Genomic DNA, 18,495 nt, shown 5'->3' on the forward strand with positions numbered 1-18,495 from the left:
TTTGGTCGCAGTGGAAGTAGTGGGTTGGTTGGCCGCTTTCTCCGTCTTTGTTGGTCCAGTTGCATACCTGTACCAAAGGTTCTTAAGAACTGGAGGTTTTGTGCGGGTTACGGATTGCTATTTTATCTAGGGTAGCTCAAAAATTTTATGAAATCATTTATTTCATCTTCATTAAAGCCATTTTCAAGATATTCTTTCTCGTAAAAAATAAAATCTAATAAATATTTTCTTGAATAATCATCTAAATCATTTTTAATTTTCTCAACTTGCATAAAAAATTTATTGGGTTCTATTAATTTTGTTATTAGTATATTTAACTCAAAATCACATTTTTTGCTTAAAATATTTAGATTTTGAAAAATCAAATCAGAAATATCCTGTTTTTGTAGGTCATTAAAGTTGAGTATAGATATTGCTCTCAGAAAATCAGAGATGCTTTGAACTACTATAAATTTATTATTGGATAATATACATTTAATAAATTTAAATTCATTCTCAGTAATTTCTATTTTATTTGGGAATATTTTTGATAATAAATACAATGCTCTACGTATATTTTTAGATGGTAGCGAATCTAGTAGTATAATTACTTGACTGAAATCTTCTTGTTCTAAAGAAGTTTCAATCATATTTTGTATATAAAAATCACTATTGCTCATAATTATCATGCTCCTATATCAATATTAAACTTCACATTGCTCCTACAAGACTTACTCCTACCAAAAAAGCACCACATACTCCTACCAAAAAAGCACCACATACTCCCGCCGTTGAATATATACAAACACTAACTAGAACAACAATTCCAACATGGGCGACTGCTCATCAGCCACATTGCCGAGGTTCAGCGAGAATACCCGTCCGTTGCCGTTGGCGTCTTCCACCTCGTCCAGTGGGAAGGGGAAGGGGATGGGGTTATCTAAAAATGTATTTCAAATAACCCTTTTATATTTTACAGGTAGTATTGGAGTTTGATTCCGTCTAGGCTAGTTAGTTATGCCATATGATTTCCCTTGCAGAGCCAAAGGTAACTTTACTAATATTTTTGCCAATAATAATTCTTTTGTCTAATTTCCCAGAATATTTTGATCCTGCTAGTTTCTGAAATAAAACAACATTTAATTCATTGTCATTGTAAATAGTAGTTTCCATACTTGATATTCCCATTGCACTATTGCTAAGTAAACCTGTCAAATGAGCTTCTCTATTTTCTTGAGCTTCAGTAATAGTAATTTTAAAATTCCAAATGTCATTAATATCAATTTCATTATTAGTTAACGAATAACCAGATGATATTATACTCATAAGAAATGGGATAATTGCTTTAATTTTCATAATGAACCTCCTGATGAATTTAACGATGAAGAACCTGAAGATCTACCACTTGAGTGAATTGTTAGAGTACCAGATAAACCATAAATATCTATCCATAAGGTAGTATTAAATCCAAATTGATATAAATTAGTTCCCCCTGTAATCTAATCGGATCCTGATTCATAGACCGCCCCGCATCGGTCTCATAATACCTGAAGAAGTTGTAGTGCAGCCCCGTTTCACGGTCGGCGTACTGGTTTTGCAGGCGGAAGGGTTGGTGACCTTGGTTTCCTCTTTTAGACGACCTTTGCCCGTATAGTTACCGAACCACAAGAGATTGCCGTCCTTATCGGTCATTTCTCTCGGGATGCCTATTTGGTCGCAGTGGAAGTAGTGGGTTTATTGGCGGCTTTCGCCGTCTTCGTCGATGAGGTTTCGATAGGCGAAGTCGCATACGTGCGTATCGCACACGCCCCACGTCAGGATTGGAGGTTTCGTTTGGGCTACGGCTTGCTAATTTTGGTTCGATTCCTGATATTTTGTTATATCAGAAATAGTGATATCTTCATTATTAAACATATCATCCCAAATTTGCTTATAAAGTTCTTTTGCGGTCATTTGTTGAGGTTTTTCAAAGGCTGCGTCGGTACTAGGAAATTGATCATATAGTCGTTCTTCTGTCCAGAAATTTAATCCAAATCTCAAACTTTCTTTAATTCTGAATTGGGTTGATATTGTAAAATTTTGATACTCGGGGTACAGATATTCTTTGACTAATCTCTTTACGCTATCTCGATTAACCAAATTCAGACCTGATAAGTCTTCAAGTTTGCTATCTATACCTTCGTGTAATAGTCCAAGAAAAAGTCTGATATATTCAGGACTGACTTGATACTTTTTATTCATTTTAATTCCCCTAGAATTGAAACTAATTGACAAACTTTATTGAATATGGCTTGTACTTGAGATGTTTGGATTAATGGTCCTCTTTATTGGAATTCAATCTAAACTATAGTAGACTGAACTCGCTATTCATATATTCGTGAGGCATTCAAAATGTCTGCTAACATACTCCAATTTAAAGTTTTGTCGTTATATTCTCTCATACCTATATTTTTATAGTATCCATCCATATCTTCAATCCAATTTTTCATGGCTTCTAAAAAGCTATCTAGTATATTATTTTCAAAATCTTCTGTATGAATTTCAGTAATGAATTCTTTTAAAAAAACTAGAAAGTCATCTCTATTTTTAATTTCCATAATATAGTCCTCCTCGAACAATGTCTTTCAGACGGCCTCAAAAGAGATATTGAGGACGTCTGAAAATATAAAATTACTTTTTCGCAGCAAGAATTTTTTTCAACCCATTCTCCAAAATTGTAACTTTCTCGGGAGGAGTTCCCCTATCCAAAGCATTCCACCAGTTATTTACTGGTTTAACAAATAATTGGAATCCTTCATCAGTTACATTAGACTTTCTAATAACGATATTTTCTTTAATAGAACCGTCCTCATTAAAAGGATCAATGCCTATTAGTAAATCATTTTTTTTAAGAAAATTCATTAATGAAATAGTTGATTTTATAATACCTTCTTTATAATCAATATTGTTACTTCTGTTCAATAATAGTTGGTGATCAAATAAAACTATATCATTTACTTCCATAAGATTCCTTTCTATTTCAATCGGATAATTTCAAATAATTCATCTGAAGGTGACGGAAGTGAGGCTGTGCGTCGCCTTCGGGTTAGGAGATTTGACAGAGGTCGTCTGAAAGGCAGAAACCACGTGCGTACCGCACACACCCTGCGTCAGGACTGAAGTTTTTGTGCGGGTTACGGTTTGCTAAAGCTTTCTTGTGATTACCAGCTAGTAATAGGTCTATGCAAATTTACCCAAAATTTTAATAATGATTGTTCAAAAAAACGAAACTCGGACAGATCTTTTTCTACAACTAGACCTAATTCTTTGAAAAGATATTTAGATTTCGTTCTCTCAATAACATCATATTGACTTAATAGCTCAGCAAACCCTTTTTTTGATGATATATCCATTTCATTATAGTATATTGCAAGCTCTACTTTCTTATCATTGAAAATTGTAACCTCAGTTAACTTTTCATTATCAAACCTTAGTACAAAATTGTTTATCTCTATAATATTTTTTACCTTCGGGATAACATTGTTTGATATGTCATATTTTCTTATAACATCTGATAGAGAACAATTTAATTCAAAATCGCCTATGCTCTTATAAGGAATAAATAATAATTTATCATGATTTAAAGTTGGGTTTTTAAGTTTACTTTTTTGAAAGTCTGAGTACTTTTTACCTTTATTATCATATAAATCTCTTATACTCTCATCGTAAATTAATATCTGAAGAAACAAATTATCCTTATAGTCAACATATAAAACTAAATTATATTTTGGAAAAATATAAAAATAATTTTCTTCATCCGAAACTTCTATTAGAGGACCCTCCTCTTCTAAAAATTTTTCAAGATTTGAAAAGTTAATAACTTTTCCATTTAAGAAAAATTCATCACAATTCCTCAAGGAGGATACAGTAATCAATTCTGAATCAGATTGTATCTTGTGTTTTCTATCAAACTCTAATGAATAATTAGGATTATTTAAAATAACATCATCAAAGTCAGCCTTTTTTTGACCCAATACAATTCCATCCAATGAATTATTTAATATTTTCAACATAATATATATCCTTTCCTGTATTTGTCTATGTCAATTAGCTTCTCAGCCATCAGGGGAAACGATCTCTAGATAGAATGCCATTTCTAATGGTAATGAAATTGCTAAAGAATCGATAGCTCAGACGCCTTCAAAGAAGATTTAGATGCCGCTTAAAAAGTAGAAGCCTCGTGTATGTTACGCACATATCCCATACCATAATTAAAAGTTTCATACAGGCTACAGTTTTCTTTTTTCATTCGAAAGAAAAATTTAACATTTTTGATAACCGATTTATAAAATATAGAATTGCCAAATGTTCATCTTGGTAACAATATTCTTCGGTTCTCAATCCTCTTTCAGAATAGAATATATGCCATTTTTTATTTTCTTCAACAATACATAATGATTCATCATTTACTTCATTGATTGAGTAACTATCTTCTGGTACTCCTTTACTTTTAAGATATGAATTCAATTCATTAATTTTTAACATTTTCCTATTTTCACCTCTTCCAAATGCCCAGATTCTATATGATTTAACAGATTTTGGTAATTCATACTGTGTCCCTAATCCAATTTCTCCGAACAACGGCATAATTTTACTTGCAACTACATTATCAATTGGTTTCAGTACCCTATATATGGTATAAGGCTTTCCATTAGAACCAGGAGGTAAGGCTCTCATAGGGTATGGTGTTCCTACTGGAGATACAGATTGTCTCCGCCTGAAAGCCCAATCGGGTCCTGATTCACAACCCGCCCCGCATCAGGCTCGTAATACCTGAAGAAGTTGTAATACAGCCTGGTCTCTTCATCATAATACAGGTTTTGAAGTCTGAACGGTTGATGCGCGTTCTTGTAAACCCGCTCGTCCTTTTTCAGACGACCTTGAGTTTTGAGGTCGTCTGATTTGAAAACTGTACCCTCAGGAATCTGTAAGGCCGTCTGAAAAGCGTAAACCGCGCGCACATTCTACACACAAATCTACGTCAAGGATGGAAGTCTCATACAGGCTTAGGCTTTCTAATACTTGCTTACATAAAAGTACGAGACCAATCATAGGTATATCTAGATTACAGTAAATCTATTATAGGTAATTCAAGAATATCTTTCGTTGTTAACTCTCTAATTTTCTTTTCAATAAAAGACAACTTCCTATTTTTCACTAATTTGTCATCATGGAACGCATATTCGTAGATTTTTCCATTTGTTTTATTATAGACATATCCATAATAATCATCCTGATTATTCTCATCTTCAACAAAATTCATAAAGAATACTTCATCGTCTTGCTTAAATCTCTCCATTACTGCTCTGTATAAATTTGGCACCTCATTTACTACAAAATTTGTACATTCTAAAACACTTTCCAGCAAAATTTTAGAAGTTAATTCCTCAGACTCCATCAACTCAACTCCTATCTTTCTAAATAGTCTACTCAGGCTTGCATCAATTTATCTATATTTCTTAATATCCTGTAAGGTAATTATACTATTTTTTAAATCATCTAAAAATAACAATTGAATTTCATATTCACGTTTTAAATTTTCGTCCTCTATTTTGCCATCTTCGGAATATGGGAAATTCGCTAAAGCATCTTTCCAGTTAATTACGTTTTCAGCACATGCAGCAAAGTAATAACTATCAGATGATTTTTGTTGTATACCTAGTAACATATTTCGAATTGAAGCTAATAATTCTATAGTTCCTTGTGTTTCTATCATATCATTCAATGGATCATCATCATCCCAATTTATATCTTCTATAGCTTTTTGAGAGATTCCAATATTTATTTGGGAGAAATCATACCAACCAGCTTTAATGATAGCATCACAGAGTTGGTAGTTCACATTTGAATTAGTTATTTTAGTCATATTTTCTTTTATTTTTTTCTCAAGGAGCAGTGCATTACAGCACCAAGCTGAAAATTTGCATTTCTTTTGTAGATCCATTTGATCTAAAAGAGATTGTACTCTTTCAATATGCAATTCTATATTCATAATTTTTTCTTTCATTAATCATATACACCGCTAGCATCGTCAACACTTGGTCATCGAAGTACTGGTTCTGCAATCTGAACGGTTGATGTACATTCCGATAGACGCGCTCATCCTTTTTCAGACGACCCCAGCCGGTATAGTTGCCGAACCATAAGAGGTTGCCGTCCTTATCGGTCATCTCTCTCGGGATGCCGATTTGGTCGCAGTGGAAGAAGTGGAAGAAGTGGGTTTGTTGTCTACTTTCGCCGTCTTCGTTGGTCCAGTTACGTACCTGCGTCAAGGAGTCGTAGCTGTCGTATTGTAAGTATCGGTAACGGTTTCGGGCAGCCATTGGGCGTAGTAGCCGTAGCTTGTGGTGTAACCGGCGGGGTCGGTGATACTGATGGCGATTTGACAGAGGTCGTCTGAAAAACAGAAACCACGTGCGTGTCACATACACCCTTACGTTAGGATTGAAGATTTTGTGCAGGCTACAGCTTGCTACGACTTGCCCATTTATAGAGACTGTATGACTTCTGTATATCTATCTGATTTTTTATCCCAAAAAATGTACAAATAAGTAGTATCATGCTTCAACTTCGATATATCTAACTGTCCTAGAAACATTGCGGGAATATTATCGACGATAGGCCAGTCAGGCTCCTGTAACCATTTGGGATATTTATCCATACAAATGAAATGTTCCTTAATAATCTTTTTAAAAGTGGTCGCAGTCTTAGGTTTGTACTTATCATACAAGAAATTTAAATAACCCATATCAGCAGTTATCCAGTTAGGAATAGATTCCAAAATTAAATCGAATTTTTTTTCTGTCGTTGAATTCGAAGAGTACGGGATATGCTTGTAATCTAAAATTTCCCTGAAAATATCTATAAAATTCAACTTTGCATCAAGAGATGTCAAATCCTGACTAATTAAATATTCATAAGTGGAATTACTATTCATATAGGGTTTAGCTTTAGTACTTTCCAACAGGGAAATTAATTCTTGATTGGAAGACAACGCCATTTCCAATTCTTCAGTTGATAATTTGTCTTCCACAAAATTCTTTAAAATTTCTATTGCTTTCATAGCTAATCTCCTAGATTCCTATAAGGGTCAAGCGCTGCATGTTTTTCTCTAGTTACTACTCTCAAATTAAAAGGACTATGCCTATTCTTCTACCCAAGGCGTCGTAGGTGTAGGATCAAGTTTCTTTTGTGCCGTCTTTTTGAAGATTTTGGCTATAACCAGTTTGTCATGCAGGTCGTAGAAGTAGTTCTGTACTTCGCCGTCGGCCAGTTCGCGGTGGATGAGGTTGTCAAAGTAGTCGTATTCATCATTTTTTTGTATTTCTAAAGTGTTTGGAGTTATATTTTCTTTGCGATCCATATCTTTTGTTAATTAATAATTTGGTTTTAAAATGGTTTAATTCTTTTAATTTGTTTGTATTTTATATATGGAGATATATATTTTTCAATATTTAATGTCGTTGATGAAGTATTAAAAAAACAGTATAAATCCTTATTGCATATGCAATATAAGTAATAATCATAGCCAAAATGGAACTCACAATTTCTGGAACATAATTTACACCAAATTTTTTCTCTCAAGATAAGTTTTAATAACTTAATCAAATCTTCTTCATTGGTTATTTTCTGATTGTTACTATATTGTTTTAAGTGATTGAAATTATCTAGTTCTTTTATTTTTAGAGATTTGATCTTATGTAATTTACAAATTTTTAATATAAGACAGATATATTCAGATTCAATTTTTGTGTATTCATTAAGAGAGACTATCCCTTTTCCTACATCAGAAAAACTCGTCCATTCTTCAGGCGAGGTACATAATATCTTTTTATCTTCGTTTGAGTATTTATGGTATTTTGTGATTCTATAAGAGAACTTCATTTTAATCTCCAATTCGTTTAAGTGCTGCATCATACGTACCTGAGCGTATTTGCTTACTATTCAATGCCTTAGCTGAATCAGCACCATTCCAAACACCTCCATTATGACTATCTACATCAGTAGTGATAAATATAGGACATCCCGATGGAGCAGTTTTTGTTTTCTTAAAAACGGGTCGTCCATGCGATATCACATTTGTTTTCGTGTATCCCAATGCTTTTGTAGCCTTATTTTCCTCTGAAGAGGTTATAAGTCCCAAAGGATCAATCCATTCTTGAGCATTCGGTGAAAACTGATACAGATTATCCCCACCCAACAACCTAATCGGGTCCTGATTCACAAACCGACCCGCATCAGGTTGTAGTGCAACCCAGCTTCATGGTCGCAAAACTGGTTCTGCAGACTGAACGGCTGGTGAGTAGTTCCGGATATGTTGGTTTCACTTTTCAGTTTACCCCAACCGTAATAATCTCCGAACCAAACCAGGTTACCTTCGCCATCGGTCATCTCTCTTGGGATACCGAGGTCGCAGTGGAAGAAGTGGAAGAAGTGGGTTTGTTGTCTACTTTCGCCGTCTGAGTTGATGTGGTTTTGATAGGCGAAACCGCGTACGTACCACACATACTCTACGTCAGTACTGAAGGTTTGATGTTAATTATTAAGTGTTTTGAATAAAGAAAATACCTGCTTGACTTCCAGATAGAAGTTTTTTCTTAACATTTTGGTCATAATAAAAATAACCAATACCATTCTGAAAAATATGTAACTTTTTATCTATATCTTCTTCTAATAATTGCAAGCAAAAATTAAACTTAGGAGAAGGATATATTATATCTTGTTCAAAATAAGGATTGCCAAAAATTTTGGATACATCCAATCCCATCCCATTATCTTCAAAGAATAAATGTTCATTTTCATTGTATTTCGCATCGGCTTCTTTATCAACTTCATCAAGTCTTTCAAAAAATTTTCTTTCCAAAGAAATACTTCCTAGATCTTGCTTGCCGGTATCTTGTTCCCTTTCATAAAGAACAGCACAACTAAAACCATCATTTAGTAAAATTAAATCACCCTGACAATTAACAGTATATTTAGATGAAATAGAGTCTTTTACTCCTCCCAGTGCATGCTCCTCTATGGAAATAAAAACAGAGATATAATAATTTCTACGAGGAAATACATTTTCAGGTAAAAAGTCAGAATAAAGAGTAAATAGATGCGTTTGATAGGCATCAGAATTTGGAACTTTAGGCCATAATTCTAACGGAATATGGTCAGCTCCTCCTCCAATATAACCGATACTATGTGATGTTTTAGAAGAAGTAAAAAGTAATTTTGACATTTAAATTTCCTTAATAGCATTTATTTTTTTAGCAAATTTTATTGCCTGTTTGCGCATTTGGAGTAAACTCATACAAATTCTCTCCACCCAACAACCCAATCAGCTCCTGATTCACAAACCGACCCGCCTCAGGCTCGTTAATAACGCATCAGGTTGTAGTGCAGCCCAGTTTCTTCATCATAATAATGGTTCTGCAGTCTGAACGGCTGGTGCACGTTCTTGTAAACCCACTCATCCTTTTTCAGATGACCTCAGCCGGTGTAGTTACCAAACCATACCAGATTACCTTCGCTATTGGTCATCTCTCTCAGGATGCCGATTTGGTCGTAGTGGAAGTAGTGGGTGCGTTTCGGTTCGGTACTCTTCCAGGCTAGTTTGTCATGGCGTTCTTTGGAAAGGCGCCGTCCGAACGGGTCATAGGCGTAGTCGATGGTGCAACCATTAGATTGCCATTATTCTGACTAATGTTTCACTATCACTAGCGATATTTTTTTCTTGGGTCTTTAAAGGTTCCTATAAACTTCAAATCATTGTAAAGTTTACCTGGATTTTCCTCATAAAATGTTGCATTAGAATAGTAATATAAAGAATTTCCTTCATTTATTTCTTTTTCTTTTGCTACTTTCACAATATCTTTTATAACTTTATTGGAGTGTGCCCCAACTTCTTCTGCTAACACTTCAACTGGCACAATTTCACCATTATCTGTCTGGAATGCCACAAAATAATCAGAATCAATAAATGAAACTCCAAAATCTGCAAAAGCTGGACAATGAGAATCTGAGTCCTCCATTCCATCTGTATATTCATTAAACTCATCAGGTGTTTTAAAAGATGTCCCCATCCACACAGAAATCATATCTTTAGTTGTTGAATCAATCATATTACATCCTCTCTTTATTTATAAATAATGTTAATTATATTTAACATAATGAAGTATTAATCCATATTCCTCAACATCCCCAACAGATTTTTTACCACCACGAGTAAACTTTTCAGCAAAATTCTTAATTCTCATGATGGCACCACGTTTAGTTTTTGTTCCTTCCAATTTATCCGCCAACATAATATGAGCGATAGAACTTGCTCGACTAGATTGTCCCTTGGGAAGTGTTTCCCCTGTGGAGTGAGGTCCTTCCAAAAACTTACCGGGATTTTTAGGGTCAGGAATATCTTTAAACTATACATCGGAGGTAGGAGTTGTAAGCCCCTTAAGTTCACTTGCGGTGAACCCAAGTTTTTTTGCTTTATCAGCCATTGAAACGGGGAACCATTCATGGAATCCTCCACCATTTCTCAAAGCATTTGGTGTTGCATTCTTAGTATTTGGATCTGCCATAACTTTGCGAATATCTGCAACATTTGCACTATCAAACCAAGAATCAAAGCTACCTTTCCCCCATGGAGCTTTGGGAAGTCCCAGTGCATCGACCCATATCTGGCTATTGAAAGCAAATAAGTATAGGTTATCTCCACCATCCAACCCAATCGGGTCCTGATTCACAAACCGACCCGCATCAGGCTCATAATACCTGAAGAAGTTGTAGTGCAGCCCCGTTTCAAGGTCGCAATACTGGTTTTGCAGGCGGAAGAGCTGATTCGCATCCTTGTAAACCCGCTCATCCTTTTTCAGACAACCTTACGGTTTGGTTAGATCTTGAACTGACTATTCGTTTAAAGATAAGGCAAATCTAAGGCCTCATCATAACTTTCATCTAAGATTTTATTGACTGAGGCGGCAAACTGAATAGCCTTCATATCAATAGTTTCAGGATTGTCAGGAATCGGAAAGACAGCTATACCTATATTATTTTCTATCAACCATGGTATCCCATCCTCTAAAAATTCTTCTATCTCAATTTCATAAATATCAGAATTCTTATCTTCAGAATTTGCCATAATTCTTGCGAATTCTAATTCAGGCCATATGGCTAAAGATGAATTTTTCTCATCTCCCCATAATATCCAATCTCCTTCTTCGTCTGCTAAAACATATAGAACTCCAGAGTCAGCTATCCTTTTTAAAGTATGCTCACAACGTTCTTGACTGGACAAACTAAGAATTGCATTTATTGCTTTTTGATGTAAAACCATCGACAAATAAGGTAAATCAAATTCTTCCCCATACCACTCATAAAAATAATCATTGATCATCTTAGCAAATTCAATTGGATCCAAAATAATAGTTTCTGTTTTTTCATCTATAGGAAAAATAGCTAATCTAATATTATTTTCAGACATTAAAGGAACGGTATCTTCTAAGAAGTTCTCTAGTTCCATTTCATCTATTCTCAATGCTTGAGGATTCCATTGGAGAGCTAACTCCGCAAACTCAGATTCTGGAAAGATTATTAGATATTCTTTTCCTTCATCATCTTGCAAACATATCCAATCATCCTTTCCATTTAGTAGGTATAAAGTTTCAATACCAGATATAGTTTTAATAGAATAATCCAATCTTTCTTTAGCTGATAATTTAACAATTGAATCAATTGCTTGTTTTGGCAGACCCATTATTTAAATCCTTTCTACTTTCGTGAATCTCTGATTTCTTGCTCAGATTTTCCACCACATTTTTTTGATGCTCGCAAAGGTTGTCTTCGACCATCATTATCTTTTTTATGCTGAAGTCTATGTAATATTCTTGTCAAAAGACACGTAAAGGTATAACTAAACCCTTTCTTACTCTCATATCCTCTCCAGTGAGCTAAATCAAAGCTAGGTGGTAATCTCAAGGACAATTTAGTAGTTTTACTTAGACTCTTACGAGTCTCTACTCTTCTAATTTCATTCTGCACCCAGCCACGGACAAAACGATGTTGAGATTTATCAGTTGCAAGTGCCCTAATACGTTTCTGTTTTCCTGCATAACTTCTTCGCAGTCCTAAAAAATCAACCCAATTTTGAATATTAGGAGTAAACTGATACAAATTCTCTCCACCCTGCAACCCAATCGGATCCTGATTCACAAACCGACCTGCATCAGGCTCGTAGTATCTGAAGAAGTTGTAATGCAACCCCGTCTCCGCATCGCAATACTGGTTCTGTAAGCGGAAGGGTTGGTATGCGCTATCCGTTACCCTGGTTTCCTCTTTCAGACGACTTGATAAGTCATTGGAACAAGAGGCCGTGTGTGCCTTGAGATATGCACCCTATATGTATGCAGACTACGGCTGGCTGTATAATTTTTTCATTTGAGGATCAAATTTGTTGTGAACCATCAAAATTTGTATCTAACCCATCTATATATTTCTCAAAATCAAGGTGATATAGTTTTTTTAAATTTCTAATCCAGATAACAAATTCAAAGAAAATCTTAATATTTTCATCTGTTATTTCAAATATCCCGTTGTCTTGGTGAGATTCTTGGATAGCTGAGATAATTCTCTTAAATATTTCTTTATTTTCCCTAATTTCATCAATTGGTAATGTTTGCAATCTATCAATAAAAAATAATTCATCCTCAATACTTAAAATAGAGGGCGAGTTTTCCAATTTTTCATTTAGTTTAAAAATAGTATTCATATAAAATTTTTATAATTCTTGGTAGTCCTTTACATCGAATTCAAGATCCATTCTGACCTTATAAATAAAACGATTATTTTCAAGTTTTTCTAATAATTCTTTCATGGTAACCACCTTTCAGTTATACAAAGCAAAGGATTGCTTCTGCAGGAATAGTTTATTTATTTTTAAAATAGTTAAGCGTTCACTCCGATAGAAATAGATAACACATCTTCCTCATTGTCGAGTAGAGATATATCGATAACTTTATCTATTTTATGACTAAAGAATTTTAAACAATAAAAATTAGGTTTGTTTATTAATTCTAGCCAATTGTTAATATTTTTTATTTTGATCATAAACAAGGGGAATAATTCTACCGGTGTTTCAGCCGAATCATTTATTCCCCCATAAAAGTATACATAAGCAATATCATTTTCCTCTGGTGAAAAAATTTTTAATATTTCATTTTTTATCGATAAACTAAAATTTTCTTTTGATAATTCTATATTTCTATAGGGAGTAAAAGTATGATTTATTATGTCACATGAGAGTGGATATGGAATAATTTTTTCAGAATCTGAAATTAAATTATTTAAAAAATGAATTTCTTTCATCTTTTTCATTAAATGATTCTGTTTTAAAGTAAAGATTTTATCTTCTAAAGTTGTCATGACACTATTTCCTATGTTATACGGTTACATTATCTTTGTAGGACTTCCAAGAAAATGTACCATTCCCATTATTTCTTTTTTGAATAAGATTTTCTTCCATTTTGGTAGTAGCTACATGCCAGTGCGGATAAAGATGTTTTGCAATCGGAAGGGTTGGTGAGCAGTTCCGGATGTGTTGATTTCGTTCTTCAGTTTGCCCTAGGCGTAATAATCCCCGCACCAAACCAGGTTGCCTTCGCTATCAGTCATCTCACGCGGAATGCCGATTTTATCACAGTGGAAGTAGTGGTTTTGCTGGCGGCTTTCGCCGTCTTCGGTTGTCCAATTGCGTACCTGCGCCAAGGAGTCGTAGCTGTCGGGATCGGTGTAGATATAGGTATATCTGCCGTCCGGGTGGACTTCCTGCAAGAGGTGGCTGCCGTCCCAAACGAAGTGGGTTTGGTTTTAGAGGTCGTTCCCGCTTAAATAATGCGGGAATGACGTTTCTGAAATTTCTTCGTTTTTCAGACGACCTTTTAAATTGTAAGAACAAAACCCGCGTGCATGCCTTTGGGCACACATATTACGTGCGGGCTACGGTTTGCTAAAATCAATCATATTTACCATAAATTTCATGAATATAATCTTCTCCTAATATTTCTTTTCTTTGTTCTATTGTTAATGCATTCCAAAGAGTTTTGTAGTACAACTTATGGATAATAGGATAATATGTATCCCCAAATTCTTTAATGATATTAATATCTTCTGAACGACTTGGATCGTGAAAAATTTCATTTAGTTTATCCATTAACAGATAAATTTCCATAATATCTTCTTTATTCAGAATTTTCATATATTTTTTACTTGTGTATTCTTTTTTCATAAAACTTCCCAAAATAAATAATTTTTATTTAAAAATTGGATTTCTACCATCTAAGGTTAAATCTCCTTTGTAGACTACGCTTGTTAAATAAAAAAATAAGTTTCAAAGTTCGTTATATTTTAATGGTAAGCATAAAGATTCCATGAAGCTTTTAGCTTTTTCGGAAACAAAAACTCCTAATTTATCCCCAGCACCATAATAAAAATCTGATTCATTATTAATAACATAATCCCATTCTTGAGAAGAATTTTTATGAAAACTAATAGAATCATTAGCTTTTATCCACCACAAATTTGGCATTTTGTCTGCAATTGATTGATTGTGCCTACCTTTCTCAATTACATCATCAATGGAGTAATATTTTTCAAAATAATCTTCTGAAAGATTTTTCCAATCACACTTAATAATTTTATTTTTGACTGCAAGAATTGCAGTAAATCCAGTTAGTCCTGAAGTAAATAAAGAATCTTTAATTCTCTGGGAAACTATCAAGCTTCTATTTGATACATAAGCCTCTGGTACATCAGGACCTAGTCGATCAATATATATTTCAGGGATAGGAACATTTCTAGTTTTTTTAGAGGCATTTCCTTCCCATAAAATATGAGCAAAATCGCCGTAAATATCAGTTTTTTCAGAAAATGAGGAAAGATCGCTATAAACTTCAAATAATTTCATAATTATCACCTTTTACAAAAAATCTATTATTTTTTTCCAATTATAAAGGCAGTTGGCCCATTTTGTTTATATTTTCTAATATAATTTCTAGTTGCTCTAGGAATGTTGTGTTGTTTCATCATAACTTGTATTTGACCCAATATTTCAGATAATTTGAAATTAGGATTATTACTAAACCAAGTTTTCCATTCTGGTTCCAACCTCTCCTATGTATATTATCATGTTTTTTTGCATCAATACGTACTATTTGCTGATCTATAAATTGCCGTCTTGCATTTGTACTTTTAAGTCTACATTGTCCTAATTAAGCTACAAAATCTTTATCTTTAAGCATTTCTTGAGGAACAGTATGATGATCTCGCATCGTATTAGGCCTTTGTGATCTTAAGCGATGGTTTGGCTTACTATCCAAACCTAGAGGATCCAGCCAATCTTGCCCATTAAGAGCGAACCGATAAAGATTCTCCCCACCCAACAACCGAAACAGATCCTGATTCACAAACCTCCCGGCATCAGGCTCATAATACCTGAAGAAGTTGTAATGCAGCCCCGTCTCACAGTCGCAATACTGGTTTTGCAGGCGGAAGGGTTGGTATGCGCATCCTTGTAAACCCTTTCATTCTTTTTTTCAGACGGCCCCAGGCGGTGTATTCGCCGTACCATAAGAGATTGCAGTAGATGTCAGTCATCTCGCGCGGTATGTCGATTTGGTCGCAGTGGAAGTAGTGGGTTTGTTGGCGGCTTTCTCCGTCTTCGTTGATGTGGTTTTGACAGGCGAAACTGCGTGCGTACGTACTGCACATATCCTACGTCAGGACTGAAGGTTTGTGCGGGCTACGACTTACTTAACATCGTAATTGGAAGTTTCATTGGCTACAGTTCGATTACACCTCGATAAAACATTCAAAAAAATCAAAGTGATTTTTATCGAATGCAATTAATAACTTGCCTTCAGGTATTTTTTTCCCTGTCATACCTCCTATGCAAATTCCGAGGTTCTTAAAAAGAATATATTTTTTTCCTTCGATAAATTCTGAATCGATGGCTTTAAGATCTTCGATTGAATTTTTAAATATATCAATATCTCCTAATACGGGATTAGAATCTTTTAAGCAATATCCATAAACTAGTTTATCATTTTCATAAACTAACTCACAAGCATCTCTATATTCCACCTTATTATTCATAATATTATCTTCAACCATTCTTGCTGGTTTTCCATATTTTTCTTGTACTTCCTCAAAGGAAGTACCAAATACAAAATCACCAATTGATTCATATGGCTTAATCAAGTAGTTCATATTAATCCTTTCCAATATATTTACATTAATAAAATTAGGAACATTTACCAATAATTCTACGAAATCTTGTTGCCTGTTTCCTAGAAATTCTTTCTGCCGTTTGGTTTCCGAAATCATCCTTCCTACATGATTTTATATACGCCTTTTATTCTATTTCAAAGGCAGCAGTATGATATAAAAACCCTTTCATGCGCACATTTTTGACGAAATAAGATGAAGGTCGTCTGAAAGTTCGTTTTCAGACGACCTCTATGTCAACTGCTAATGAGATTGTTAAAGAACAAATGATTCAGACGGCCTCAAAGAAGATAGTGAGGTCGTTTGAACAGAAACCGCGTGCGTACGTACCTCACATATCCTACGTCGGGATTGGAAGTTTCATGTGGTCTACGGCTTGCTTGGGCTACTTTACAGTTGATAATTAAATTTAGAAAATTATGTCTAATACTCTATTTTTTGAAATAAATTCTTTTTTTAAATGTTCTAAAATATTATCTAACTCTCCCTTGCTTAAAATTTGGTTGGTCTTAGTAAATTTTGCTGTTTTCGCATATAGGGAAAAGTGAAACTCATTATTTGGAAAGAACATTTCTCCTTCAAATGAAATTTCATGTCCATTTAAAGAAACAATTAACATACCTCTTGAAATTTTTTCAATTACGAAATCATCCATAGTCATTACCTTTGAAATATAACAGTTGAAATCTTTGTTTTAGGATCTATTTTTATTATATTAGGATTGTTCTTCAAAGCGGGTAATTCTCTATTTTTCCATATATTTCCTGGTCGCAGATCTTTGCCAATAACGCCTGTTAGAGTACCAGAAGCGCATGTTGCATACTCTGATGAAATATCTTCCCATGCTTTAATGCTTGCTTGGTTATTTTGATCCCACGTAGGCATGATAATTTTTCTAGCTTCAATTAACATTTCTAATATTGTTCCTCCATTAGATTTGGCAATATCGGCAGCAATATGTTGTCCACCAATACCATCTGTTCTACCTGACCAAAAAAATGCTGTGTTTGGTTCTGTTTTAACTTTGCTATTTTCACAGCATTTATTCAAACCTAGAGGATCAACCCACTCCTGCGCATTCGGCGCAAAAGCATAAAAATTCTCCCCGCCCACTAATCCTATGGGATCTTGATTGTTAAACCGTCCGATTCTACTGTCGTAGTACCTGAAGAAGTTGTAATACAGCCCCGTCTTACGGTCGGCATACTGGTTCTGCAGGCGGAAGGGTTGGTAAGCATTATCCGTTACTCTAGTTTTCTCTTTCAGACGACCTCAGCCGGTGTAGTTGCCTAACCACAGCAAATTACCGTCCTTATCGGTCATCTCTCTAAGGATACCGATTTGGTCGCAGTGGAAGTAGTGGGTTTGTTGGCGGTTTTCGCCGTCTTCGTTGATGTGGTTTTGATAGGCGAAACCGCGTGCGTACCGCACACCCTACGTCGGGATTGGAGGTTTCATGTGGGCTACGGCTTGCTACGTTCATTAATTTATGCCAACCTACGTTTTCTTTAATCTAAATCGAATTAACAAGAGCTTGGTTATTAATTACGGCCATTAAAGTCAAATTCTGTTGGATAATTTTCAATATTTTTTATATTTACTCGTTTAAAATTTATTAAAAAGCCAAATTCAGGTAATTTTTTTTCTTGCTTATTGTACTGCATATTATTTAATACAGATATGTTTAATGCATATGTTCCTATTTCTAATTCTATTCTATGGGCAATTAATTTTGAATCGCCATCAATTTCTATTGTTATTTGATTTGACTCTTTAAAATTATTGTATTTCCAATTATATAATTCACTACCATTCACTATCCATAGTCTGGTTTCAGGTTGGATATTAAAGTAAAAATCTGAGAAAGCTCTTTTTGATGACCAATTATTTGGAATATTTTCTTCATTGATATAGAAACTAAATTCTCCTGAATTTATATCTTGGATAGAAAATAATGAACCCTCCTTGCATAAGGTAATATAATGTTCTATATTTTTTTCCCAAAAAGATAATATATTTTTAGTTCTTAAACTGCTATTTTTTTTCATTGATACTTCTAATCTGTTGCTATCAATAATAAAAAATCTATAATCATAATTACTAATATTTAAATACATGTAAAAAACCTTAATCGTTAGTTTAAGATGAAGGTCGCCTGAAAGTTCGTTTTCAGACGACCGCTATGTCAACTGCTAATGAGATTGTTAAAGAACA

36 protein-coding genes are annotated in these 18,495 nt (G+C 34.3%); all 36 read right to left on the reverse strand.

Going from position 1 to position 18,495, the window contains the following annotated elements:
- Window positions 1–122: 122 nt before the first annotated feature.
- The 36 genes from HMPREF9423_RS05475 to HMPREF9423_RS05620 all read right to left on the reverse strand — a co-directional run bounded on the left by HMPREF9423_RS05475 (window position 123) and on the right by HMPREF9423_RS05620 (window position 18,329).
- Entirely contained in the window at window positions 123–659 is a 537-nt protein-coding gene (locus tag HMPREF9423_RS05475) for a hypothetical protein (protein ID WP_006155765.1), read from the reverse strand.
- A 331-nt stretch (window positions 660–990) separates the two neighbouring features.
- The gene (locus HMPREF9423_RS05480) at window positions 991–1,335 is read right to left on the reverse strand and encodes a hypothetical protein (protein ID WP_006148339.1); all 345 of its coding nucleotides are present in this window, start codon (window positions 1,333–1,335) and stop codon (window positions 991–993) included.
- An 88-nt stretch (window positions 1,336–1,423) separates the two neighbouring features.
- Window positions 1,424–1,579, reverse strand: coding sequence for an RHS repeat-associated core domain-containing protein (locus HMPREF9423_RS12620; RefSeq protein WP_233419438.1), 156 nt, complete (start codon window positions 1,577–1,579; stop codon window positions 1,424–1,426).
- Between the two features lie 248 nt (window positions 1,580–1,827).
- Window positions 1,828–2,220, reverse strand: coding sequence for a hypothetical protein (locus tag HMPREF9423_RS05485; RefSeq protein WP_006148340.1), 393 nt, complete (start codon window positions 2,218–2,220; stop codon window positions 1,828–1,830).
- A gap of 122 nt (window positions 2,221–2,342) precedes the next feature.
- The gene (locus HMPREF9423_RS05490) at window positions 2,343–2,576 is read right to left on the reverse strand and encodes a DUF7660 family protein (protein WP_006148341.1); all 234 of its coding nucleotides are present in this window, start codon (window positions 2,574–2,576) and stop codon (window positions 2,343–2,345) included.
- A gap of 73 nt (window positions 2,577–2,649) precedes the next feature.
- Window positions 2,650–2,982, reverse strand: coding sequence for a hypothetical protein (locus HMPREF9423_RS05495; protein ID WP_006148342.1), 333 nt, complete (start codon window positions 2,980–2,982; stop codon window positions 2,650–2,652).
- Window positions 2,983–3,179: 197 nt separating this feature from the next.
- The gene (locus HMPREF9423_RS05500; protein WP_006148343.1) at window positions 3,180–4,031 is read right to left on the reverse strand and encodes a hypothetical protein; all 852 of its coding nucleotides are present in this window, start codon (window positions 4,029–4,031) and stop codon (window positions 3,180–3,182) included.
- Between the two features lie 232 nt (window positions 4,032–4,263).
- Entirely contained in the window at window positions 4,264–4,695 is a 432-nt protein-coding gene (locus tag HMPREF9423_RS12520) for a TNT domain-containing protein (RefSeq protein WP_006148344.1), read from the reverse strand.
- A gap of 14 nt (window positions 4,696–4,709) precedes the next feature.
- Complete coding sequence (locus HMPREF9423_RS12730) at window positions 4,710–4,979, reverse strand: RHS repeat-associated core domain-containing protein (RefSeq protein ID WP_006148345.1); 270 nt, start codon at window positions 4,977–4,979, stop codon at window positions 4,710–4,712.
- A 104-nt stretch (window positions 4,980–5,083) separates the two neighbouring features.
- Window positions 5,084–5,416 (reverse strand): hypothetical protein, encoded by a 333-nt coding sequence (locus tag HMPREF9423_RS05510; protein WP_006148346.1) that lies wholly within the window; start codon window positions 5,414–5,416, stop codon window positions 5,084–5,086.
- A 48-nt stretch (window positions 5,417–5,464) separates the two neighbouring features.
- Entirely contained in the window at window positions 5,465–6,025 is a 561-nt protein-coding gene (locus tag HMPREF9423_RS05515) for a hypothetical protein (protein ID WP_006148347.1), read from the reverse strand.
- Window positions 5,988–6,341, reverse strand: coding sequence for an RHS domain-containing protein (locus tag HMPREF9423_RS11960; RefSeq protein ID WP_006148348.1), 354 nt, complete (start codon window positions 6,339–6,341; stop codon window positions 5,988–5,990). Before HMPREF9423_RS11960 ends, HMPREF9423_RS05515 begins: the two co-directional genes overlap by 38 nt.
- A gap of 164 nt (window positions 6,342–6,505) precedes the next feature.
- A complete protein-coding gene (locus tag HMPREF9423_RS05525) occupies window positions 6,506–7,081 on the reverse strand; it encodes a hypothetical protein (protein WP_006148349.1) in 576 nt (191 codons plus the stop codon).
- 81 nt (window positions 7,082–7,162) lie between these two features.
- Window positions 7,163–7,381: a hypothetical protein gene (locus HMPREF9423_RS12430; protein ID WP_006148350.1), complete on the reverse strand. Its 219-nt coding sequence runs from the start codon at window positions 7,379–7,381 to the stop codon at window positions 7,163–7,165.
- 522 nt (window positions 7,382–7,903) lie between these two features.
- The gene (locus tag HMPREF9423_RS05540; protein ID WP_006148352.1) at window positions 7,904–8,242 is read right to left on the reverse strand and encodes a toxin C-terminal domain-containing protein; all 339 of its coding nucleotides are present in this window, start codon (window positions 8,240–8,242) and stop codon (window positions 7,904–7,906) included.
- Window positions 8,239–8,409, reverse strand: a complete 171-nt coding sequence (locus HMPREF9423_RS12525) for a hypothetical protein (protein WP_208853955.1) — start codon at window positions 8,407–8,409, stop codon at window positions 8,239–8,241. Before HMPREF9423_RS12525 ends, HMPREF9423_RS05540 begins: the two co-directional genes overlap by 4 nt.
- A 151-nt stretch (window positions 8,410–8,560) precedes the next feature.
- A complete protein-coding gene (locus tag HMPREF9423_RS05550) occupies window positions 8,561–9,244 on the reverse strand; it encodes a hypothetical protein (protein ID WP_006148354.1) in 684 nt (227 codons plus the stop codon).
- A gap of 251 nt (window positions 9,245–9,495) precedes the next feature.
- The gene (locus tag HMPREF9423_RS12835; protein WP_115254000.1) at window positions 9,496–9,675 is read right to left on the reverse strand and encodes an RHS domain-containing protein; all 180 of its coding nucleotides are present in this window, start codon (window positions 9,673–9,675) and stop codon (window positions 9,496–9,498) included.
- A 47-nt stretch (window positions 9,676–9,722) separates the two neighbouring features.
- Window positions 9,723–10,127: an immunity 22 family protein gene (locus HMPREF9423_RS05555; protein WP_006148356.1), complete on the reverse strand. Its 405-nt coding sequence runs from the start codon at window positions 10,125–10,127 to the stop codon at window positions 9,723–9,725.
- Between the two features lie 30 nt (window positions 10,128–10,157).
- Window positions 10,158–10,385 carry a hypothetical protein gene (locus tag HMPREF9423_RS12285; protein ID WP_142743585.1) on the reverse strand — a complete coding sequence of 76 codons (228 nt, stop codon included), beginning with the start codon at window positions 10,383–10,385 and terminating at the stop codon, window positions 10,158–10,160.
- Between the two features lie 39 nt (window positions 10,386–10,424).
- Complete coding sequence (locus HMPREF9423_RS12735; protein WP_080555139.1) at window positions 10,425–10,877, reverse strand: RHS repeat-associated core domain-containing protein; 453 nt, start codon at window positions 10,875–10,877, stop codon at window positions 10,425–10,427.
- A gap of 41 nt (window positions 10,878–10,918) precedes the next feature.
- Window positions 10,919–11,758, reverse strand: a complete 840-nt coding sequence (locus tag HMPREF9423_RS05565; RefSeq protein ID WP_006148359.1) for a DUF2750 domain-containing protein — start codon at window positions 11,756–11,758, stop codon at window positions 10,919–10,921.
- Window positions 11,759–11,772: 14 nt separating this feature from the next.
- The gene (locus tag HMPREF9423_RS05570) at window positions 11,773–12,342 is read right to left on the reverse strand and encodes an RHS repeat-associated core domain-containing protein (protein WP_080555140.1); all 570 of its coding nucleotides are present in this window, start codon (window positions 12,340–12,342) and stop codon (window positions 11,773–11,775) included.
- A 103-nt stretch (window positions 12,343–12,445) separates the two neighbouring features.
- Window positions 12,446–12,769: a hypothetical protein gene (locus HMPREF9423_RS05575; RefSeq protein ID WP_006148361.1), complete on the reverse strand. Its 324-nt coding sequence runs from the start codon at window positions 12,767–12,769 to the stop codon at window positions 12,446–12,448.
- A gap of 176 nt (window positions 12,770–12,945) precedes the next feature.
- Window positions 12,946–13,422, reverse strand: a complete 477-nt coding sequence (locus HMPREF9423_RS05580; protein WP_006148362.1) for a hypothetical protein — start codon at window positions 13,420–13,422, stop codon at window positions 12,946–12,948.
- A 198-nt stretch (window positions 13,423–13,620) separates the two neighbouring features.
- On the reverse strand, window positions 13,621–13,830 hold the full coding sequence (locus tag HMPREF9423_RS12635) for an RHS domain-containing protein (RefSeq protein WP_233419428.1): 210 nt from the start codon (window positions 13,828–13,830) through the stop codon (window positions 13,621–13,623).
- Between the two features lie 181 nt (window positions 13,831–14,011).
- Window positions 14,012–14,284 (reverse strand): hypothetical protein, encoded by a 273-nt coding sequence (locus HMPREF9423_RS05590; protein WP_006148364.1) that lies wholly within the window; start codon window positions 14,282–14,284, stop codon window positions 14,012–14,014.
- Window positions 14,285–14,386: 102 nt separating this feature from the next.
- A complete protein-coding gene (locus HMPREF9423_RS05595) occupies window positions 14,387–14,962 on the reverse strand; it encodes a hypothetical protein (RefSeq protein ID WP_006148365.1) in 576 nt (191 codons plus the stop codon).
- A 26-nt stretch (window positions 14,963–14,988) separates the two neighbouring features.
- The gene (locus HMPREF9423_RS12435; RefSeq protein ID WP_006148366.1) at window positions 14,989–15,162 is read right to left on the reverse strand and encodes a hypothetical protein; all 174 of its coding nucleotides are present in this window, start codon (window positions 15,160–15,162) and stop codon (window positions 14,989–14,991) included.
- 104 nt (window positions 15,163–15,266) lie between these two features.
- Window positions 15,267–15,542: an RHS repeat-associated core domain-containing protein gene (locus HMPREF9423_RS12535; RefSeq protein ID WP_208853964.1), complete on the reverse strand. Its 276-nt coding sequence runs from the start codon at window positions 15,540–15,542 to the stop codon at window positions 15,267–15,269.
- Window positions 15,517–15,765: an RHS domain-containing protein gene (locus HMPREF9423_RS12840; RefSeq protein WP_420902913.1), complete on the reverse strand. Its 249-nt coding sequence runs from the start codon at window positions 15,763–15,765 to the stop codon at window positions 15,517–15,519. Before HMPREF9423_RS12840 ends, HMPREF9423_RS12535 begins: the two co-directional genes overlap by 26 nt.
- Window positions 15,766–15,846: 81 nt before the next feature.
- Window positions 15,847–16,380 carry a hypothetical protein gene (locus tag HMPREF9423_RS05605; protein ID WP_006148368.1) on the reverse strand — a complete coding sequence of 178 codons (534 nt, stop codon included), beginning with the start codon at window positions 16,378–16,380 and terminating at the stop codon, window positions 15,847–15,849.
- A 310-nt stretch (window positions 16,381–16,690) separates the two neighbouring features.
- Window positions 16,691–16,936, reverse strand: coding sequence for a hypothetical protein (locus HMPREF9423_RS05610; protein ID WP_006155750.1), 246 nt, complete (start codon window positions 16,934–16,936; stop codon window positions 16,691–16,693).
- A gap of 5 nt (window positions 16,937–16,941) precedes the next feature.
- Window positions 16,942–17,547, reverse strand: coding sequence for an RHS repeat-associated core domain-containing protein (locus tag HMPREF9423_RS05615; protein ID WP_080555141.1), 606 nt, complete (start codon window positions 17,545–17,547; stop codon window positions 16,942–16,944).
- A gap of 6 nt (window positions 17,548–17,553) precedes the next feature.
- On the reverse strand, window positions 17,554–17,712 hold the full coding sequence (locus tag HMPREF9423_RS12845; RefSeq protein WP_080555142.1) for an RHS domain-containing protein: 159 nt from the start codon (window positions 17,710–17,712) through the stop codon (window positions 17,554–17,556).
- 110 nt (window positions 17,713–17,822) lie between these two features.
- Complete coding sequence (locus HMPREF9423_RS05620) at window positions 17,823–18,329, reverse strand: hypothetical protein (protein WP_233419429.1); 507 nt, start codon at window positions 18,327–18,329, stop codon at window positions 17,823–17,825.
- Window positions 18,330–18,495 lie beyond the last annotated feature (166 nt).

Origin of the sequence: Streptococcus infantis ATCC 700779, assembly GCF_000187465.1 — a bacterium.
Classification (GTDB): Bacteria; Bacillota; Bacilli; order Lactobacillales; family Streptococcaceae; genus Streptococcus; species Streptococcus infantis.

Excerpts from the sequence above, each read along its gene's own strand:
- HMPREF9423_RS05500 (WP_006148343.1), bottom strand. The coding sequence starts at position 4,031 with ATGTTGAAAATATTAAATAATTCATTGGATGGAATTGTATTGGGTCAA.
- HMPREF9423_RS05495 (WP_006148342.1), bottom strand. The coding sequence starts at position 2,982 with ATGGAAGTAAATGATATAGTTTTATTTGATCACCAACTATTATTGAAC.
- HMPREF9423_RS05485 (WP_006148340.1), bottom strand. The coding sequence starts at position 2,220 with ATGAATAAAAAGTATCAAGTCAGTCCTGAATATATCAGACTTTTTCTT.
- HMPREF9423_RS05620 (WP_233419429.1), bottom strand. The coding sequence starts at position 18,329 with ATGAAAAAAAATAGCAGTTTAAGAACTAAAAATATATTATCTTTTTGG.
- HMPREF9423_RS05480 (WP_006148339.1), bottom strand. The coding sequence starts at position 1,335 with ATGAAAATTAAAGCAATTATCCCATTTCTTATGAGTATAATATCATCT.
- HMPREF9423_RS12525 (WP_208853955.1), bottom strand. The coding sequence starts at position 8,409 with ATGACCGATGGCGAAGGTAACCTGGTTTGGTTCGGAGATTATTACGGT.
- HMPREF9423_RS12520 (WP_006148344.1), bottom strand. The coding sequence starts at position 4,695 with ATGAGAGCCTTACCTCCTGGTTCTAATGGAAAGCCTTATACCATATAT.
- HMPREF9423_RS05550 (WP_006148354.1), bottom strand. The coding sequence starts at position 9,244 with ATGTCAAAATTACTTTTTACTTCTTCTAAAACATCACATAGTATCGGT.
- HMPREF9423_RS12430 (WP_006148350.1), bottom strand. The coding sequence starts at position 7,381 with ATGGATCGCAAAGAAAATATAACTCCAAACACTTTAGAAATACAAAAA.
- HMPREF9423_RS05525 (WP_006148349.1), bottom strand. The coding sequence starts at position 7,081 with ATGAAAGCAATAGAAATTTTAAAGAATTTTGTGGAAGACAAATTATCA.
- HMPREF9423_RS11960 (WP_006148348.1), bottom strand. The coding sequence starts at position 6,341 with ATGGCTGCCCGAAACCGTTACCGATACTTACAATACGACAGCTACGAC.
- HMPREF9423_RS05590 (WP_006148364.1), bottom strand. The coding sequence starts at position 14,284 with ATGAAAAAAGAATACACAAGTAAAAAATATATGAAAATTCTGAATAAA.
- HMPREF9423_RS05565 (WP_006148359.1), bottom strand. The coding sequence starts at position 11,758 with ATGGGTCTGCCAAAACAAGCAATTGATTCAATTGTTAAATTATCAGCT.
- HMPREF9423_RS05595 (WP_006148365.1), bottom strand. The coding sequence starts at position 14,962 with ATGAAATTATTTGAAGTTTATAGCGATCTTTCCTCATTTTCTGAAAAA.
- HMPREF9423_RS05510 (WP_006148346.1), bottom strand. The coding sequence starts at position 5,416 with ATGGAGTCTGAGGAATTAACTTCTAAAATTTTGCTGGAAAGTGTTTTA.
- HMPREF9423_RS05515 (WP_006148347.1), bottom strand. The coding sequence starts at position 6,025 with ATGAAAGAAAAAATTATGAATATAGAATTGCATATTGAAAGAGTACAA.
- HMPREF9423_RS05610 (WP_006155750.1), bottom strand. The coding sequence starts at position 16,936 with ATGGATGATTTCGTAATTGAAAAAATTTCAAGAGGTATGTTAATTGTT.
- HMPREF9423_RS05475 (WP_006155765.1), bottom strand. The coding sequence starts at position 659 with ATGAGCAATAGTGATTTTTATATACAAAATATGATTGAAACTTCTTTA.
- HMPREF9423_RS05575 (WP_006148361.1), bottom strand. The coding sequence starts at position 12,769 with ATGAATACTATTTTTAAACTAAATGAAAAATTGGAAAACTCGCCCTCT.
- HMPREF9423_RS05490 (WP_006148341.1), bottom strand. The coding sequence starts at position 2,576 with ATGGAAATTAAAAATAGAGATGACTTTCTAGTTTTTTTAAAAGAATTC.
- HMPREF9423_RS05555 (WP_006148356.1), bottom strand. The coding sequence starts at position 10,127 with ATGATTGATTCAACAACTAAAGATATGATTTCTGTGTGGATGGGGACA.
- HMPREF9423_RS05580 (WP_006148362.1), bottom strand. The coding sequence starts at position 13,422 with ATGACAACTTTAGAAGATAAAATCTTTACTTTAAAACAGAATCATTTA.
- HMPREF9423_RS12840 (WP_420902913.1), bottom strand. The coding sequence starts at position 15,765 with ATGTGCAGTACGTACGCACGCAGTTTCGCCTGTCAAAACCACATCAAC.
- HMPREF9423_RS05605 (WP_006148368.1), bottom strand. The coding sequence starts at position 16,380 with ATGATTTCGGAAACCAAACGGCAGAAAGAATTTCTAGGAAACAGGCAA.